Below are 14978 nucleotides of genomic sequence, written 5' to 3' on the forward strand. Positions count from 1 at the left end.
ACCGAATTTGCATGAACCGGGAAAACATATCACTTTTTGGCGAGCCGCTTCACTGCTTTCTTTGAGGCATGGACAAACCGGTGACGACATCGGCGCAAGAGACCGCCCTTGCCTGCCTCGACGGCATCCAGCCGCTGCTGTCGGCGTGGACGCGCACCATCTTCGATTTCGGCGAGACCGCCTGGCGCGAATATCAGTCCGCAGCGTGGTATGTGGAGCGACTGAAGCGGGAAGGCTTTACCGTCGAGGAAGGGTCCGGCGGCATGCCGACGGCGTTCTGCGCCCACTGGACGAACGGCACCGGACCGACGATCGGCCTTTATGCCGAATATGACGCGGTGCCCGGCAACTGCCAGGATGCGGTGACGGTGAAGCAGCCACGGCCCGGCCTTGGCGTCGAGGCCGGCGGCCACACCGACCCGCATTCGGGGCTGGGCATGGCAAGCCTTGGCGGTCTGCTGGCCACCAAGGCGGCGATGCAGCACCACGGCATTCCAGGTACGCTGCGCTTTACCGGCGAGCCGGCCGAAAAGGTGCGGGGGTCAAAGCCGATCCATGCCGCGAAAGGCTATTATGACGGCCTTGCCGGCATGATCTCCTTCCACCCCTTCTACATGCTGCCGCTCTGCAACACCGCGCGCTGGGACACGCATTGCGGTGCCGCCTACGCCATGATCTACCGCTTTGTGTGCGGCGAACCCGAAAACTGGGTTCGCGCCGGCGACGGCGCACCGATCCCGCAGGCGCATTCGGCGGTCCGCGCCCCCGGCGCCAACGACGCGCTGATGACGATGTACATGGCCTCCAAGGCGCTGCGCGATTCCATGCTGCCGCACCAAGGCGGCTGGTCGATCAGCGAGGCGATCCTGACCGCCGGCCAGGCGACAGCCGACAATCTGCCGGCGGGGCTGGCCGAGATCCAGTACATGATCCGCGTGCCGACGCTTCGCATGGCCGAGCAGGTCACCGCCGTGCTTGACCGAAATGCGGCGGCGGCGGCCGCGATCAGCGGCTGCCGTTATGAGCGCCACTGGGTGTCGAAATCACGGCCCGGGCTGGCCAATCACGCCATGGCCGGGATTGCCTTTGAAGCGCTGTCGACGGTCGGGCCGCCCAGCTGGGACGAGACCGCCAGGGCGATCGGGCGCGAAATCCAGGTCAATGCCGGTGGTACCGCGACCGAAAACCCGTTCATCGACGAGCTGGAGCGGTTGATTTCCCCGCAGGAGGCCGAAGCGATCCTGCGTCGCGACCTGCCGCCTTCGCAGGTGAATTCGACCTCCGACGACTATACCGATATGAGCTGGCACGCACCGACCGCGCGCTTTTATGTCGCCCGCCCGGCGCTACGCTCGACGAATGGCCACGCCTATCCCTCCTGGGTGATGAATGCGCTGGGCGGCATTTCCGCGACGATCGATCCGATGGTTACCTGTGCGGCCAAGACGGTCGCGCTGGCGGCATTGCGCCTGCTCGAGGACGGAGAAGCCCGCGATGCGGCGATGAACGAGTTCGTCACCCGCACCGGCGGCGGCGTTGGCGGCACGAACTGGATCGCGCCGCTTTGCGACTACGAACCGCCGATCAACTTCCGCTGGCCGGAATATATCACCACCGAGCGCGGCCGCGACTGGTGGATCCCAAGCCATGCATGACCCGACCAACTCTTGAGAACAAGCCCACGAGGAGAACCGCATGACCGTCCATGATCGCATCGTCGCCGAGCCGTTTTCGCTGCAGCGCCGCAATCCGGCCGGCGGCACCAAGCCGCTGACATCATGGGGTTTCGCCAACGAGACCGACGTCTTGACCGACGTGCTGCTGGGATCGCCGAATTTCCTGCGGCATCTGTCGACCAGTTCGCTGTCGCGCAAGCACCTGCGCGAGGCACCCTGCAACGTCCAGATCGCGCAGGCGCAGCACAAGGACCTGGTCGCCGCCTATGAGCATTTCGGTGTGAACATCCACTGGCACGAGCCGACGCCGGAACTGCCGATGCAGGTCTATTCCCGCGATTCCAGCGTCATGACGCCTTATGGCGCGATCATCACCGCGATGGCCAATTGGTGGCGGCGCGGCGAGAACTATGCCGCGATCCGCACCTACGAGAAACTCGGCATCCCGATCTATGACATGGTCACGGCCGGCACCTTCGAAGGCGGCGACTTCAACGTCATCGAGGACGGCGTGGTGCTGATCGGCTGCGGCGGCGCCCGCACGCAGGAAGAAGGCGCCCGCCAGGTCCAGTCCTGGTTCGAAAAGGAGGGCTGGGAAACCCGCATCGCCTTCATCGACGAATATTATGTCCATATCGACCTGATGGTGGTGCCTATCGCCGAAAAGCTGACCGCCGTCTGCCTCGCCTGCACCGAACCCGGCATTGTCGACTGGCTGAAAGGCAAGGGCCACGAGATCATCGACGTCCCCTTCCAGGATACGATGGCGCTCGGCTGCAACTTCATGTCGCTCGGCAAGGACCGGGTGATCGCGCCGACCTCGAGCCAGACGCTCATCGGTCAGCTCAAGGCGCGCGGCTTCGAGGTGGCGGCCGTCGACATGAGCGAGATCTCCAAGACCGGCGGCGGCATCCACTGCATGGCGCAGGCCTTGAAGCGCGAAGCAGCCTGATAGCCCTACGCCCTCGCCTGCCGGATCGAGAATTCCGGCAGGCGGGCGACCATGTTCGGGATGCCTTGCCTTTTCCGTCAACAAACCTTGCAGCTGTGTCCCCGCCGCCCTTGTGAGCATCCCCAAAATGGATGAATAGTCAGGACAGGGCGTTGCCCTGAAATTGCCGGCTTGCGGTTTTCAGGTCACGCCACAGCCGAGCCGGGTTTTTGAATGGTCAGCCCTGAACCGCGCAAGAGAAGAGGTCCGATCGCGTCGCGCCTTCTGGCGCTGGACGCATGGATCGATTCCTCGCTCTACGAGATCGGTTTCAAGGCGCGGCAGTTCTGGGAAGCGGCGACGATCTTCTCGCGGCGCTTCCGTCTCAAGGGCTGGCGGCGCGGCATCATCGAGATTTTGAGTGAAGGGTTTACGCTCGGCGCCGGAGGCATCGTAGTGATGCTGGCGCTGGCCATTCCGGCGTTCCAGGATACGGCCGGCGACTGGCGCGCCCAGGGCGATTTCGCCGTCACCTTCCTCGACCGCTATGGCAACGAGATCGGCCAGCGCGGCATCATCCAGCGCGATTCCGTGCCGGTCGACGAAATGCCGGACCATGTCATCAAGGCGGTACTGGCCACCGAGGACCGGCGCTTCTTCGATCACTACGGCATCGACGTGCTCGGCCTGTCGCGCGCGATCTTCGAGAATGTGCGGGCGAACTCGGTCGTCCAGGGCGGCTCGAGCATCACCCAGCAATTGGCCAAGAACCTGTTCCTGACCAATGAGCGGACCTTCGAGCGCAAGATCAAGGAAGCCTTCCTGTCACTGTGGCTCGAAGCCAATCTGTCGAAGAAGGAAATCCTGCAGCTCTATCTCGACCGCGCCTATATGGGCGGCGGCACGTTCGGCATCGAGGCGGCGGCGGACTTCTATTTCGGCAAGAGCGTCAAGGACCTCAACCTCGCCGAGGCGGCGATGCTGGCCGGGCTGTTCAAGGCGCCGACCAAATACGCGCCGCATATCAACCTGCCGGCAGCGCGCGCACGCGCCAATGTGGTGCTGTCGAACCTCGTCGATTCCGGCTTCATGACCGAAGGCCAGGTGCTGCAGGCAAGGCTGCATCCGGCCGACGTCGTCGACCGCGGCGAACAGAAAAGCCCCGACTATTTCCTCGACTGGGCCTTCGACGAGGTCAAGAAGATCGCCAAGCCCGGCCAGCATTCGCTGGTTGCACACACCACCTTCGACGCCAATATCCAGAAGGCGGCGGAAGAGTCCGTCGAGTTCCACCTGCGCCAGTTCGGCAAGGAGTACAACGTCACCGAAGGTGCCGTGGTGGTCATCGAGACCAATGGCGCGGTGCGGGCGATCGTCGGCGGCCGCGACTACGGCGCCAGCCAGTTCAACCGCGCCACCAAGGCGCTGCGCCAGACCGGTTCCTCCTTCAAGCCCTATGTCTACGCCACGGCGATGGAACACGGCTTTACGCCCAATTCGATCATTTCAGGTGGTCCGATCAGCTGGGGCAACTGGTCGCCGCACAATTACAGCGGCGAGTCGGCTGGCAACATCACACTGATCATGGCGATGGCCAAGTCGATCAACACCGTGCCGGTGCGGCTGGCCAAGGACCATCTCGGCATCGCGCCGATCAAGGCGATGGCCGAGGCGATGGGCGTGGAATCGCCGCTCGAGGCGCACAAGACCATGGTGCTTGGCACTTCCGGCATGACAGTGATGGACCAGGCGACGGGCTACAGCGTGTTCGCCCAGAACGGCTTCGTCGGCTCTCGGCACGGCATCACCCAGCTCGTCACCCGCACCGGCGATGTGGTGTATGACTGGACCAAGGACGCGACGCCGCCGCACCGGGTGCTGTCCGAGCAGGCGCTGAAATCCATGAACACGATGCTGGCGGCCGTGCCGGTGATGGGCACGGCGCGGCGCGCGCAAATTCCCAACATCGTCGTCGCCGGCAAGACCGGCACGACGCAATCCTACCGCGATGCCTGGTTCGTCGGCTTCACCGGCAACTACACGGCGGCCGTTTGGCTGGGCAACGATGATTTCACCCCGACCAAGAACATGACGGGTGGCTCGCTGCCGGCGATGGTGTGGCAGCGCCTGATGGTCTACGCGCACCAGAACATCGACCTGAAGCCGATCCCCGGCATCGACAAACCTTTCGTCGACGAAGATATCGCGGCCAAGGCCGCGGAAGCGCAGAAGAAGAGCGAGGAACAGGCCGCGGCCGACGCGGCGGCCGAACGCCCGGCGGTTCTGTCCAGCCGGACCACGCAGACACTGAGGGACATGACGCAGCTGTTCCAGTCCGCCCCCAAACTCGGCGCCGCCGCCTCGCCCGAAACGCTTTCGGCGCTGTGACTTTAGCACTTCTTTCTTCTCTCCCTGTGGGAGAAGGGAAAGTCCTAACCACAGCTCTTACCCCCAAATCGGAAGCCTGCGCTTGCCACAAGGCCCCACGCCGCGATATCCCCGAACGGCAATCCTTCGCGCACGCGGCCCTTCATGCTCAAGAACGCCTTCCTGATGCTGCTTTCGCTTGCCATAGCCATTGGCGGCGGCGGCGCCAGCGTCTGGTATGCGCTGAAGATCCAGGATGGCGTCAGCGCGATCAGGATCGGCCAATGGACCGCCTTCCCCGATATCGGCACCCCGGCCGCCGACCCCTACTCGAAGGCTCGCGTGGCGCGCGAGGGCGTGCTTGCGCTCGGCCGCGCCGAAGGCCTGTCCTTCGTCGCGGAAAATGACGCTGCCGGCGACCAGCTCAAGCGGGAATGCAGCTACAGGATAGAGGGCGGATTCCCGACCGCCCGCTTCTGGACGCTCTATGCCGCGGACCAATCGCTCGGCGTCGTCGAAACCGGCAAGTCGCGGCTTGCAGCACTTCAGTCCTACGAGGTTCTGCGCCGGGCCGATAATTCGGTGACCATATCGGTCGGCCATCACCCCATGCCCGGCAACTGGCTGCTGACCGACGGTTCTGGGCGGATGTATTTCGTCCTGACCTTCTACGACACGCCGATCGCCAGCAGCACCGGCCTGTCGGATGTCTCGCTGCCCAGGATCGTGAAGGCCGGCTGCGATGCGTAATGTCCTGGCCGCGCTGCGCCGTCTTTTCCACGCCGTGCTGCTCGGCCTGGTCGGCGCCGGCATCGTGCACATCGTGGTGCTGCTCCTGGTGCCGGAGTTTTCCGAACGCGACGCCTGGTCGCGATTGTCCATGGCGTCCGATCTCTACCGGATGAACCGGCTCGATGCCGAGGCGGGCGGCGCGCCGGTGGTGAAATCGGTCGACCCGCTGTTTTATGCCACGGCCTGCCGGTTCGATCTCGAGGAAGGCATGGTCCGCATCAAGGCGCCGGGAAATGTCCCCTTCTGGTCTGTGTCGGTCTATGACCGCAACGGCCACAACATCTATTCCTTCAACGACCATACGGCGACTGGCGGCAAGCTTGATGCCGTGGTGCTGACACCGGCGCAGATGATCGACGTGCGCAAGGACTTGCCCGAGGACCTGCAGGGAGCGATCTTCGTCGAGGCGCCGATCGACGAGGGCATCTTCGTCATCCGCAGCTTCGTGCCGGACGACAGCTGGAAGCCGATCGTGTCACGCTTTCTCGATCAGAGTTCCTGCGAGCTGCAGGATTTCTAGCTCAGAGCTCCTGAGCTGACGGCCTGATGGACCAGGCGGAGGCTTCAGCAAGGCTCAGTGATGCGGCACCGGCGTCCGCGGCGTTCCCGGCTTGTCGGGCCCGGCTGGCCGCGCTTCGCCGGTGCTGGACCGCTCATAGCGGATGCCGGGAAAGATGATCACCGCCGCCGGGATTTCGGTGGTTTGCTTGGCTCGATTGGTCGGTGCCGCACGCGGCACGAAAGACAGTACCATGCCCATGATTCGCGCATTCCTCTCGGTTTTCCCGGAGCACAACGCAACGCCTCCAAATATCATTAAGGCAGGCAGAGGGTTAACGGAGCGTTAAAGTAATTCGCTGATTTTTCAGCTTTTTTTCGCGCCAAACGGCTAAACGTTTTTAGCCCAAACCTAAAACGCGTTGAAAGGCTCAGTTGGTCAGGTATCAGCCGAGCCCTTCTTTGTATTTAGCCGTCGATAAACTTTAATCGCAGTCTGCGAACCTATGAGACGCGACCGGCTTGAGTCCCGTTTTCGTCACGCTACGCTTCAGAATTTCCAGGAGGAGTGAGCTTCTTCTCTTCGCGGCTAACAAGCTTCTTCAGTTTCTCCAGGAGCGTCGGTCGAGACACAAACCCACTTTCCCAATCCGCATATTCCTTGGGATCAGGCATCAGTCGCTTGGCTCGTTCAGATGAATAGTCAGCTTCCGCGATTTTCGGCGACAGTCTGAAAGGACGATATCGATTTCTGCGAACCCGGTTGCCGTGCTCATTTAGTGCTTTTGTAAGAAGCATGGTGAAATAGATGCAATCGTCACAATATTTTCCAATGGCGACGAGCGTCTGCTTATACGTTTCGTCCGCCCCATGTTGCGTCGGGAGTCCAAGGTAGCGGATCGTTTTTGTGTTATTGCTCACCGCAGGACCTTCATCCTTCCATTTTTGAATGAGGTCATTCCGGGCTGACAAGGATGAATTCAATGCATCGATCGATTTGTTAATCTCGATTGTCAGATTGAGGGTCTTGGAATCAACGCTGAGTTTTTCAAAGACTACTGTCTCCAACCGATCTATTGGCACTTTGGAGATCGGCAACGTTTGTAGTTCCATTGCGCAGTCAACAGGTTCGATGACATCGCCTGGTGCAGCTTGAAACAACCGTAGAAGGTGAGCTTTTACGTTAGTTTCGGTTTCATGAAATCGCTCTAACATTCCCATCACGTGCTGATTTTTCAACGACAGGAAATTGTTGCTGATCGAGAAGGATAGGGCGAGCGCCTCGTTTACCGATCTCAAACTGGCTAATAGCTCTCGCCTTTGGTCACGCCTGAGAATAGCAACTTGTGCACCCCAGGCACCAGCAAATGACGCAGCGATGCCGACGACCGCAGGCACGAAATTCGGCCCTGAACTAAGATAATGCCACAGGCTTGTGAGCTGGCTCATTCAACACCCCGATTTACCCGACACTCATGTCGTGATTGGGTTTTCGGATTCAATGATTCGGCATGAGGAAATCGGGCTGGTGTATATATCGCGGTCGCTCACTTTTCAGGTGGTGAAGCGAAACCCAACATTCTCAAGACGACTGCGATTACCCCGACGACCACGATAGCTGAAGTGTTCTCGGCATTCTGGCCAGCGGGAGATGATATGGTCGGGCAGGCGTTGGCTAAGTCACGTTCCGGTCGGTTGCCGTTCAGGATTGAAATTCTTCCCGACGAAAAGACCATACCGGCTGACGACCCTACTCCTTGAGACCCGCCAGTATGTACCGGGCACCGACAAGTCCGATCAGACATAAGATCACGCCGAAATTAAAGGCAAGAATGTCGTAAGCTCCGCCGGCTTTCCGGCTATGCTCAACGATATTGTCGGGACGATTACGCCGGTGGACAGACAAACCACGGCAACGCTGTTCAAGAAATTTGCGTTCAGTTTGACGCGTTCGTTGTGACGCAGATTGCTCATTCGGTCCCCTTCATTGCTGATCCCACATGATGGCCTTCTGCGATCCCTCGGTCCATAGGAATATTTTCTCTACAGCCCTGACCTCCTGACCCTTGTGAAAACAATGGCTTAGGTTAACGGAGCGCTAACGGATCACCGCTAACTTGATCTTTGTCTTGAGGTCAGCAGGTTCTGACCGGGGCAATCGCTTAACCGACACAGTCCCGGTTGAGCGTGGTCAAGGCTGTGTATCGAGTGTCGGGTATCCTTCGTGTCATCTTCGGACTTCAGGCAAATCGCGATACGGACGGAATCGGGCAAGGCCGAAAGGCTGTTCCGCGCCGCGGTGTCGGCGTTCTGTTCGCTGACCCGCCCCTCGCGCCGCGAGATCGGCCAGCTCGAAGACCTGACCCTGCCTTTGTTCGACGATGTGTCCGTCGAATCGCGGCGCTACGTGGCCGCCGCCCTTTCCGAATGCGAATATGCCCCCGCGGCACTCGTGCGCCGCCTGTGCGAGGAGCCGGTCGACATTGCCGCGCCGCTGCTGATCCGCTCGCGCGCCGTGAGCGATATCGACCTGATCGCGCTGATTGGCCGGCACGGCCTGCCGCATGCGCGCGCCATAGCGCGCCGCAAGGACCTGAACCCGACCATTGCCGATCTGATCCGCGCGCTCGAACGGCCGACACTGGTGCGGGTGCGGGAACCGGACGTGCAAGTCCCCGCGGCACCAGCCGATGCAGTCGTTACTGCGGAGGCGGCCGAACACAGCGCGACGGAGCAGCAATCTCCAGGCATTGCCGCCGAGAATGCGCGACGCAGGCTGCGCTCCATGATGCGCACCGGCGACGAAGCATCGGCGGCGAAGGTCGATGCGTTTCCCGGCTCGGAAACCTATGCCAAACTGCGCGAGACGGCGCTGACGGGAAACGCGGCCTTCTTCCAGACCGCGCTGGCGGACGCGCTCGACATTGATTTCTCGACCGCGCGCTCGCTGACTGCCAGCCAGAACTACGCCTCACTGCTTGCGGCGCTGCGCTCACTCGACTTCAGCGAGGACCGGGCCTTCCTGATCACGGTCGCCATCTACCCCAGCCTGTTCCCGCATCCCCAGGCCATCCGCACCTATCTCGACCGCTACCGTCTGCTGCATCGCGATGTGGCGCTTGACAGGGTCCGGGAGTGGAAGGCCGAAGCCCTCTCCAGGATGGTTCGTGAAGCCTCGCCCGCAAACAGCGACAGCCGAATGGCCTCGAACAGCGACGAAGCCGCGGCTCCCACCCTCAGGGCGTCTTCACGGAAATAAGCTCCTCGACGGGAACGGTGCCGGCCTCGATCTCGACCACCCAGATGTCGGGATCGAATTTCTTTTCCCTTTCGAGACGGGCATCGAGCACGGCCGGATCATCGCCGGCGGCGAGAAGGCTGAAGAAACGGTCGTCGGGCTTGGCCGAGTCATAGCTTGTCTGCGGCGCCGGCCCGTAAAGGGCGACATCACCCAGCCTGCCTCGCGTCAGCACGAAAACAGCGCCGGCCTCGGTCGCGCCACGGTTGACCACGGCGGCAAATCCGCCGGCGCTGAAAACGCGGCGCACCAAGGCGGAAACCCACAGATCCGATGTGACGCGCATAAGAGAGCTCCGAAAGCCTGCGGGCTATCTAGCGGCAATTCCGACGCTCGGCGAGACGTCGTTTCCGCCTCGTTGGTCGGACCTCAATTGGTCAGACCGATCTCGCGCATCTTGACGTAGACGATCTCGTCGGGCTCGCCGGTCTGCGGCAGGCCGAACAGCGACTGGAATTCCTTGATCGCCGCCTTGGTGCGCGCGCCGACGACGCCATCCAGCCGCATGTCGTCATTGCCGAACGCCTTGAGCCCGGCCTGGATTTTGACGATGCGGGGATCGGGTCCCTGGGTCGGGGCGGCATCCGTCTGCCCAGAATTTGTCTGCCCGGGATTTGTCTGCAGGGACACCGGAACGGCGGCCTGCGTATCCGGGCGCGGCTGCGGCTTGGGCACGGAGGCAGTCTTCGGCGTTGCACCAAGCTGATCGAGCAACAGCGCATCGATCTCGCCGGAAGCGTTGAGACCGACCTTCTGCTGGTAGGCCTGTATGGCCTTGCGCGTGTTGGGGCCGGAAATGCCGTCGACCGTGCCGGAATAGAAGTCGAGGTCCTTCAATATGCCTTGCACCTGCTCGACCACCGGATCGCCCTTCATCGGTGCGGGGGCCGCATTCGGCCGCACGATGTTGATCGTCGTCTCCGGCTCGTCGAAGGCAGTGTGCGGAAAACCCTGGAAATTGCGGGTGGCGAAGAACGCCCCGGCATGCGGGAAAGGCTGATACCACAGCGCATTCGCCGAGACATAGAACAGCGTCACCAGGAATGCCGTCGATCCGCCCACCAGGACGGGGTTGCGCGAGATCATCCCGCCGACGGCCATGGCGCCATCCTGGAAGGCGTTGCCGCGGCGTTTGACCGCCTTAGGCTGTTTTGCGGAGCGAGCCATTTCTGTCCCCTTTCGCCCTCGTCACCGGCATCGTCAGCACCCCTGCCTCGTTCGCCGGGCGCCCCTTCGGCCCGTTGACCGGCAGGCTGATGGTCACCGTGGTGCCCTCACCCGGCATGCTTTCGATCGACATGGTGCCTTCATGCAGCGCCACCAACCCCTTCACCAGTGACAGGCCAAGACCGGTCCCCTCGAAACGGCGCGTATAGTCGTTCTGGATCTGCGTGAAGGGCTTGCCGAGATTGGCGAAATCCTCCTCGGCAATGCCGATTCCAGTGTCCCTGACCCAGAAATGCAGGCGCGAACCGATCCGCTTGGCGCCAACGACGACGTCGCCGCCGTCGGGCGTGAACTTGATCGCATTGGAGACGAGATTGATCAGCATCTGCTGCACGGCGCGGCGATCGGCATTGATGTCGCCGGCGTCGGGAGCGATCTGCGTCTGCAAATCGATGTTCTTGGCCTGCGCCTGCAGCCGCATCATCGACTGGCACATGTCGACGGCTTCCATGAACCGGAACGGCTCCGGGTCCGCCGTGTAGGCGCCCGATTCGATCCTCGATACGTCGAGTATGGATGTCACGACGGCCAGAAGATGCTGGCCCGAATCCCGCACCAGGGTGACATATTCCTTCTGGCGCGGATCCTTGAAGGCGCCGAACATTTCGTGCAGCAGCATGTCCGAGAAGCCGATGATGGCATTCAGCGGCGTGCGCAGTTCATGACTGACCACCGCCAGGAACCGCCCCTTGGCCACTTCCGCGGCTGCCGCCGTCTCATTGGCCTGCGCCAGTTCCTCACGCAGCCGGGCAGTCTCGTCATTCTCGCGCAGCACCAGCGTGAAGACGTCGCTCTGCTCCTCGCCACGCAGCAGTTCGAGCAGGAATGGCCGGTAATTGTCGGCCATCGAGCGCGTGTCATTCTGGCCATTGCCGTTCTGGGGCAGCCTGACGCGCAATTCCAGGCGGCGCGAGGCAGCACCATCGCGCATGTCCGCCAGCGCGCTGAGATAGGAGACACGGTCCGACAGGTGGACACGGTCGAAGAGGCCGGTTCCGGAAAGCAGTTCCGGCGGCAATTTCAAAAGCGTGCGTGCCTTGGCGGACGCATCGAGCACCTCGCCATGACGGGCGACCCGCAGGATCACCGCGTCGATGATGTCTTCTAGCCGGTCGCCGGTATCGAGCGTATCGATCGCACCGGTGCTATCGCCAAACGCCGACAGGCGCGGGATCAGCGTTAGCGCCCAGGCCAGCGGCACCAGCCAATGCCAGGCCGCGATCTGCGCGCCCGCGAAGGGCAAGAAGGCCGTGGCCAGAGGCTGAAGGGCAATGGCGGCAATGGCAGAGATTGCTCCCCACAGGGCCGCGCGCCGCGAGGCGCCGATCCACCAGGCTTCGAAGGGCAGCGCCACGGCAAGCACGGCGACAGGAGAACTCAACCCGCCGGCGGCGGCGATCAGACCGCCAAGCGCAACGGCCGCCATCGCCAGGGCAACCGGCGCCGCGGCGGCCATCTTGCCGGTAGCCGCCACCAGCAAAGCGACGAACCAGCACAGACCGAAGGCGGCGAAAATGGCGGCCATGGTCACCGCGGCGCCCATGCCTGATGTCACCAGCGTGACCGCGGCACCAGCGGCGAAGAATGGCGCTGCCAGCATGACGCCGATGAAACGGCGTTGGCGCTCGCGGCCGCTCTGCCCGAGAATGGAGGGATGGACCATACGTTCGCAACCGGCGGCAATCGCGCCAGGCAATTCAGCGTATCTGGCCTTGATCGGCATCAACTCAACGCACTCGCACTCGTCGTAAACAGCTCTGCTTTTGCAGATTGTTTTGATTGGCTCCGAAACTCTCATCCAGCGTTTAAGGAATGGATAAGGCAGGGCCGACCAAAGCCGGGCCCGTGGCAAATATCGGGATCGCGGCGGTCGAAAACGCGGGCAAATGCCGCCATAGTAAATGGAGGGTTATCTGCGAACGCCTGCCGTTGGCGGATCGTGGACGGGGAGAGAAGCGTCCGAATTCCAGATAATCCCATTGGAAACAACAGGATAGATGGTTATCGAGAGGTGACGAAAATCGTCCCGATATGAAACAAATCCAAGGCAAAACGCTTCGTTTCGAATTTGCCTAAAATTTGAGGAAAATTGTCGCTGTGCGTGCAAGCCGTCCTTTGTGCCTGTGTGCCAACATCCTGCCCATAAAAGAGGTCATGCCATATGATGCATGATCCGGTCACGACGAGAGGCAAGGCATGTTCTTCCTGATAAGAATGGCTTTCTGGTTTTCACTGGTGCTTTTGGCGCTGCCGCTGGGTGTCGGTTCCGACGAGCCGGGGCAGGAAAGCGTCGGGCCAATCCAGGCCCTGTTCGCGGCGCGCGACGCGGTGGGCGACATTGCCGGCATCTGCGAGCGCAAGCCCGATGTCTGTGAAACCGGCAAGTCGGCGATGCACACCATCACCGCGCGCGCCAAGGAAACCGCCAAGATCGCGGCCGCCATGCTGGACGACAAGTCCACCGGCCCCGATACCTCGACAATGACGGGCAGCGTGGCGGAAGAGATCGTCCTGCCCGAGACCGTCAACCTGCCGGTCAAGAATTAAGCCGTCTCGACGGCGCACCGCGGGCCGTCTGCCCTCTCGACGCCTGCGGTGTCCTTGTTTTTTCCGTGACGCGGGGCCGCCGCGTGACTATATCCGGGTCATGACGACCATGATGCAGACGATCCGCGACGACTTCTCCTTCCTTGACGAATGGGAGGACCGCTATCGCTATGTCATCGAGCTCGGCGAGGCGCTGCCTCCCTTTCCCGATGAGGAGCGCAACGCCGCCAACAAAGTGCAGGGTTGCGTCAGCCAGGTCTGGCTGACCACCGAGCGGGGACCGGGCAGCGATCCGGTCATCACCTTCACCGGGGATTCGGACGCCCATATCGTGCGCGGTCTGGTCGCCATCATGCTGGCGCTGTTTTCCGGACGGACCGCCAGCGAAATCCAGAAAACCGATGCGGAAGCGACGCTGAAGGCACTCGGCCTGGACGAGCACCTGTCGCCGCAGCGCGCCAATGGCCTTCGCTCGATGGTCAAGCGCATCAAGCGCGATGCCGAGATGGCACTCAAGCAGACCGCCTGACGCCCTCCGGCCAGCCGGCAATCCTGTTCTCCAAAATCAAACGGCGCCCGAAGGCGCCGTCGATGTCGGTTCGACCTGATGGAACAGCGATTACCGCGCCTTGCGCTTGCGGCCAAGGCCCATCTTCTTGGCGAGCTGCGAACGGGCTGCCGCATAGTTCGGAGCAACCATCGGATAGCTCGGGTCGAGATTCCACTTTTCGCGATACTGGTCCGGCGTCAGATCATAGTGGGTCATCAGATGACGCTTGAGCGACTTGAACTTCTTGCCGTCTTCAAGACAGACAATGTAGTCGTCATGAACCGAGCGCTTCGGGTTGACAGCCGGCTTCTGCTTGTCGGCAGCAGGCTGTTCGGCGGTTCCGCCCACACGCCCGAGAGCGGCATGGACATCGGATATGAGGTTCGGCAATTCGCTGACCGGCACGGGGTTGTTGCTGACATAGGCGGCCACCACATCAGCGGTCAGCTCGATCAGCGCATCGTTGTTTCTGGAAGGTGTTTCGACAATATCCATGGTCTTCAGGCCCCAACAAGAGTTACGTCGATATGCGCCCTTTTTTACAGGCAGGGCATCGCACGAATTTTGAGCAGGTAGAGTTTCTACGATTCGTGTCGCGGGCACATCAATGCGACCATAGAGCAAGTAAGTCAATTCACCCTCTGCATTATATTTACGAAATATGATCAACTATTCGCCAATCAGCTTCAATCTTTCGTGCATCATGTAATTTTTCGATATTTCGCTCGCCAAACCGCCATTGCCTGACGTTACGTCAGCTGATCGTTACATTCGCGATAACTCACAAAGCAACTTTCAATGCTCTGGTTTGCTTTTGCCAAAGCGCTGTCAATCTTGGTTGTTCATATCTGTCCACAAAACCATAGGTTGCCGCTCACCTTTTTCGCAGGCAACCAAGCGGTATGTCCCGCCGGCCGCATCGCGATCAATCGACGACTGTCGATGAATACGGGGTGATGTACTTGCCAAGGCCCGGCCGGTGGCGAAAGCGCCGTTCTTGTCAGGGTCGTGCCAGACTTCGCACCAGCGATAGCTGCCGTTGCTGCCATGCGGCCGATTGGCGATGTCGAGCCTGCCTCTGGGAGGTGCCGG

Annotated in this window: 14 protein-coding genes; 8 read left to right on the plus strand and 6 right to left on the minus strand. The window is 61.5% G+C overall.

Going from position 1 to position 14978, the window contains the following annotated elements; genetic code table 11:
* Positions 1-68: 68 nt before the first annotated feature.
* From ACWGS8_RS25985 to ACWGS8_RS26005, 5 genes are all read left to right on the plus strand, one after another.
* Positions 69-1655, plus strand: coding sequence for an amidohydrolase (locus tag ACWGS8_RS25985; RefSeq protein WP_454583582.1), 1587 nt, complete (start codon positions 69-71; stop codon positions 1653-1655).
* A 40-nt stretch (positions 1656-1695) separates the two neighbouring features.
* Complete coding sequence (locus ACWGS8_RS25990; protein WP_143976729.1) at positions 1696-2628, plus strand: dimethylarginine dimethylaminohydrolase family protein; 933 nt, start codon at positions 1696-1698, stop codon at positions 2626-2628.
* 213 nt (positions 2629-2841) lie between these two features.
* Positions 2842-4995, plus strand: a complete 2154-nt coding sequence (locus ACWGS8_RS25995; RefSeq protein WP_454583583.1) for a transglycosylase domain-containing protein — start codon at positions 2842-2844, stop codon at positions 4993-4995.
* 144 nt (positions 4996-5139) lie between these two features.
* Positions 5140-5724: a DUF1214 domain-containing protein gene (locus ACWGS8_RS26000; protein ID WP_454583584.1), complete on the plus strand. Its 585-nt coding sequence runs from the start codon at positions 5140-5142 to the stop codon at positions 5722-5724.
* Positions 5717-6286, plus strand: coding sequence for a DUF1254 domain-containing protein (locus tag ACWGS8_RS26005; RefSeq protein WP_027034350.1), 570 nt, complete (start codon positions 5717-5719; stop codon positions 6284-6286). The genes ACWGS8_RS26000 and ACWGS8_RS26005 overlap by 8 nt, the downstream gene beginning before the upstream one ends.
* Positions 6287-6340: 54 nt before the next feature.
* On the opposite strand, the gene ACWGS8_RS26010 is transcribed toward ACWGS8_RS26005, so the two are convergent.
* Both ACWGS8_RS26010 and ACWGS8_RS26015 read right to left on the minus strand, forming a co-directional pair.
* Positions 6341-6526 carry a hypothetical protein gene (locus tag ACWGS8_RS26010; RefSeq protein WP_454583585.1) on the minus strand — a complete coding sequence of 62 codons (186 nt, stop codon included), beginning with the start codon at positions 6524-6526 and terminating at the stop codon, positions 6341-6343.
* Positions 6527-6807: 281 nt separating this feature from the next.
* Positions 6808-7713, minus strand: coding sequence for a hypothetical protein (locus ACWGS8_RS26015; RefSeq protein ID WP_454583586.1), 906 nt, complete (start codon positions 7711-7713; stop codon positions 6808-6810).
* A gap of 775 nt (positions 7714-8488) precedes the next feature.
* Between ACWGS8_RS26015 and ACWGS8_RS26020 the strand changes: the two genes are divergently transcribed.
* The gene (locus tag ACWGS8_RS26020) at positions 8489-9523 is read left to right on the plus strand and encodes a hypothetical protein (RefSeq protein ID WP_454583587.1); all 1035 of its coding nucleotides are present in this window, start codon (positions 8489-8491) and stop codon (positions 9521-9523) included.
* On the opposite strand, the gene ACWGS8_RS26025 is transcribed toward ACWGS8_RS26020, so the two are convergent.
* From ACWGS8_RS26025 to ACWGS8_RS26035, 3 genes are all read right to left on the minus strand, one after another.
* On the minus strand, positions 9501-9848 hold the full coding sequence (locus ACWGS8_RS26025; protein ID WP_115145061.1) for a DUF1491 family protein: 348 nt from the start codon (positions 9846-9848) through the stop codon (positions 9501-9503). The two genes, ACWGS8_RS26020 and ACWGS8_RS26025, sit on opposite strands and share 23 nt — an antisense overlap.
* An 83-nt stretch (positions 9849-9931) precedes the next feature.
* Positions 9932-10729 carry a peptidoglycan-binding domain-containing protein gene (locus tag ACWGS8_RS26030; protein WP_454583588.1) on the minus strand — a complete coding sequence of 266 codons (798 nt, stop codon included), beginning with the start codon at positions 10727-10729 and terminating at the stop codon, positions 9932-9934.
* Positions 10704-12452 (minus strand): ATP-binding protein, encoded by a 1749-nt coding sequence (locus ACWGS8_RS26035; protein WP_454583651.1) that lies wholly within the window; start codon positions 12450-12452, stop codon positions 10704-10706. Before ACWGS8_RS26035 ends, ACWGS8_RS26030 begins: the two co-directional genes overlap by 26 nt.
* Before the next feature lie 533 nt (positions 12453-12985).
* On the opposite strand from ACWGS8_RS26035, the gene ACWGS8_RS26040 reads away from it, so the two are divergent.
* A complete protein-coding gene (locus ACWGS8_RS26040) occupies positions 12986-13336 on the plus strand; it encodes a DUF5330 domain-containing protein (protein WP_019857116.1) in 351 nt (116 codons plus the stop codon).
* 100 nt (positions 13337-13436) lie between these two features.
* The gene (locus tag ACWGS8_RS26045) at positions 13437-13865 is read left to right on the plus strand and encodes a SufE family protein (RefSeq protein WP_454583589.1); all 429 of its coding nucleotides are present in this window, start codon (positions 13437-13439) and stop codon (positions 13863-13865) included.
* Positions 13866-13955: 90 nt separating this feature from the next.
* Here the strand turns inward: ACWGS8_RS26045 and ACWGS8_RS26050 are convergent, their stop codons facing one another.
* Positions 13956-14381, minus strand: a complete 426-nt coding sequence (locus ACWGS8_RS26050) for a MucR family transcriptional regulator (RefSeq protein ID WP_454583652.1) — start codon at positions 14379-14381, stop codon at positions 13956-13958.
* Positions 14382-14978 lie beyond the last annotated feature (597 nt).

Source organism: Mesorhizobium sp. 43Arga (assembly GCF_053714255.1).

What these genes read in the sequence shown, in the direction of transcription:
- ACWGS8_RS25985 (WP_454583582.1), top strand. Translation starts at nt 69, where the DNA reads ATGGACAAACCGGTGACGACATCGGCGCAAGAGACCGCCCTTGCCTGC.
- ACWGS8_RS25990 (WP_143976729.1), top strand. Translation starts at nt 1,696, where the DNA reads ATGACCGTCCATGATCGCATCGTCGCCGAGCCGTTTTCGCTGCAGCGC.
- ACWGS8_RS25995 (WP_454583583.1), top strand. Translation starts at nt 2,842, where the DNA reads ATGGTCAGCCCTGAACCGCGCAAGAGAAGAGGTCCGATCGCGTCGCGC.
- ACWGS8_RS26000 (WP_454583584.1), top strand. Translation starts at nt 5,140, where the DNA reads ATGCTCAAGAACGCCTTCCTGATGCTGCTTTCGCTTGCCATAGCCATT.
- ACWGS8_RS26005 (WP_027034350.1), top strand. Translation starts at nt 5,717, where the DNA reads ATGCGTAATGTCCTGGCCGCGCTGCGCCGTCTTTTCCACGCCGTGCTG.
- ACWGS8_RS26010 (WP_454583585.1), bottom strand. Translation starts at nt 6,526, where the DNA reads ATGGGCATGGTACTGTCTTTCGTGCCGCGTGCGGCACCGACCAATCGA.
- ACWGS8_RS26015 (WP_454583586.1), bottom strand. Translation starts at nt 7,713, where the DNA reads ATGAGCCAGCTCACAAGCCTGTGGCATTATCTTAGTTCAGGGCCGAAT.
- ACWGS8_RS26025 (WP_115145061.1), bottom strand. Translation starts at nt 9,848, where the DNA reads ATGCGCGTCACATCGGATCTGTGGGTTTCCGCCTTGGTGCGCCGCGTT.
- ACWGS8_RS26030 (WP_454583588.1), bottom strand. Translation starts at nt 10,729, where the DNA reads ATGGCTCGCTCCGCAAAACAGCCTAAGGCGGTCAAACGCCGCGGCAAC.
- ACWGS8_RS26035 (WP_454583651.1), bottom strand. Translation starts at nt 12,452, where the DNA reads ATGGTCCATCCCTCCATTCTCGGGCAGAGCGGCCGCGAGCGCCAACGC.
- ACWGS8_RS26040 (WP_019857116.1), top strand. Translation starts at nt 12,986, where the DNA reads ATGTTCTTCCTGATAAGAATGGCTTTCTGGTTTTCACTGGTGCTTTTG.
- ACWGS8_RS26045 (WP_454583589.1), top strand. Translation starts at nt 13,437, where the DNA reads ATGACGACCATGATGCAGACGATCCGCGACGACTTCTCCTTCCTTGAC.
- ACWGS8_RS26050 (WP_454583652.1), bottom strand. Translation starts at nt 14,381, where the DNA reads ATGGATATTGTCGAAACACCTTCCAGAAACAACGATGCGCTGATCGAG.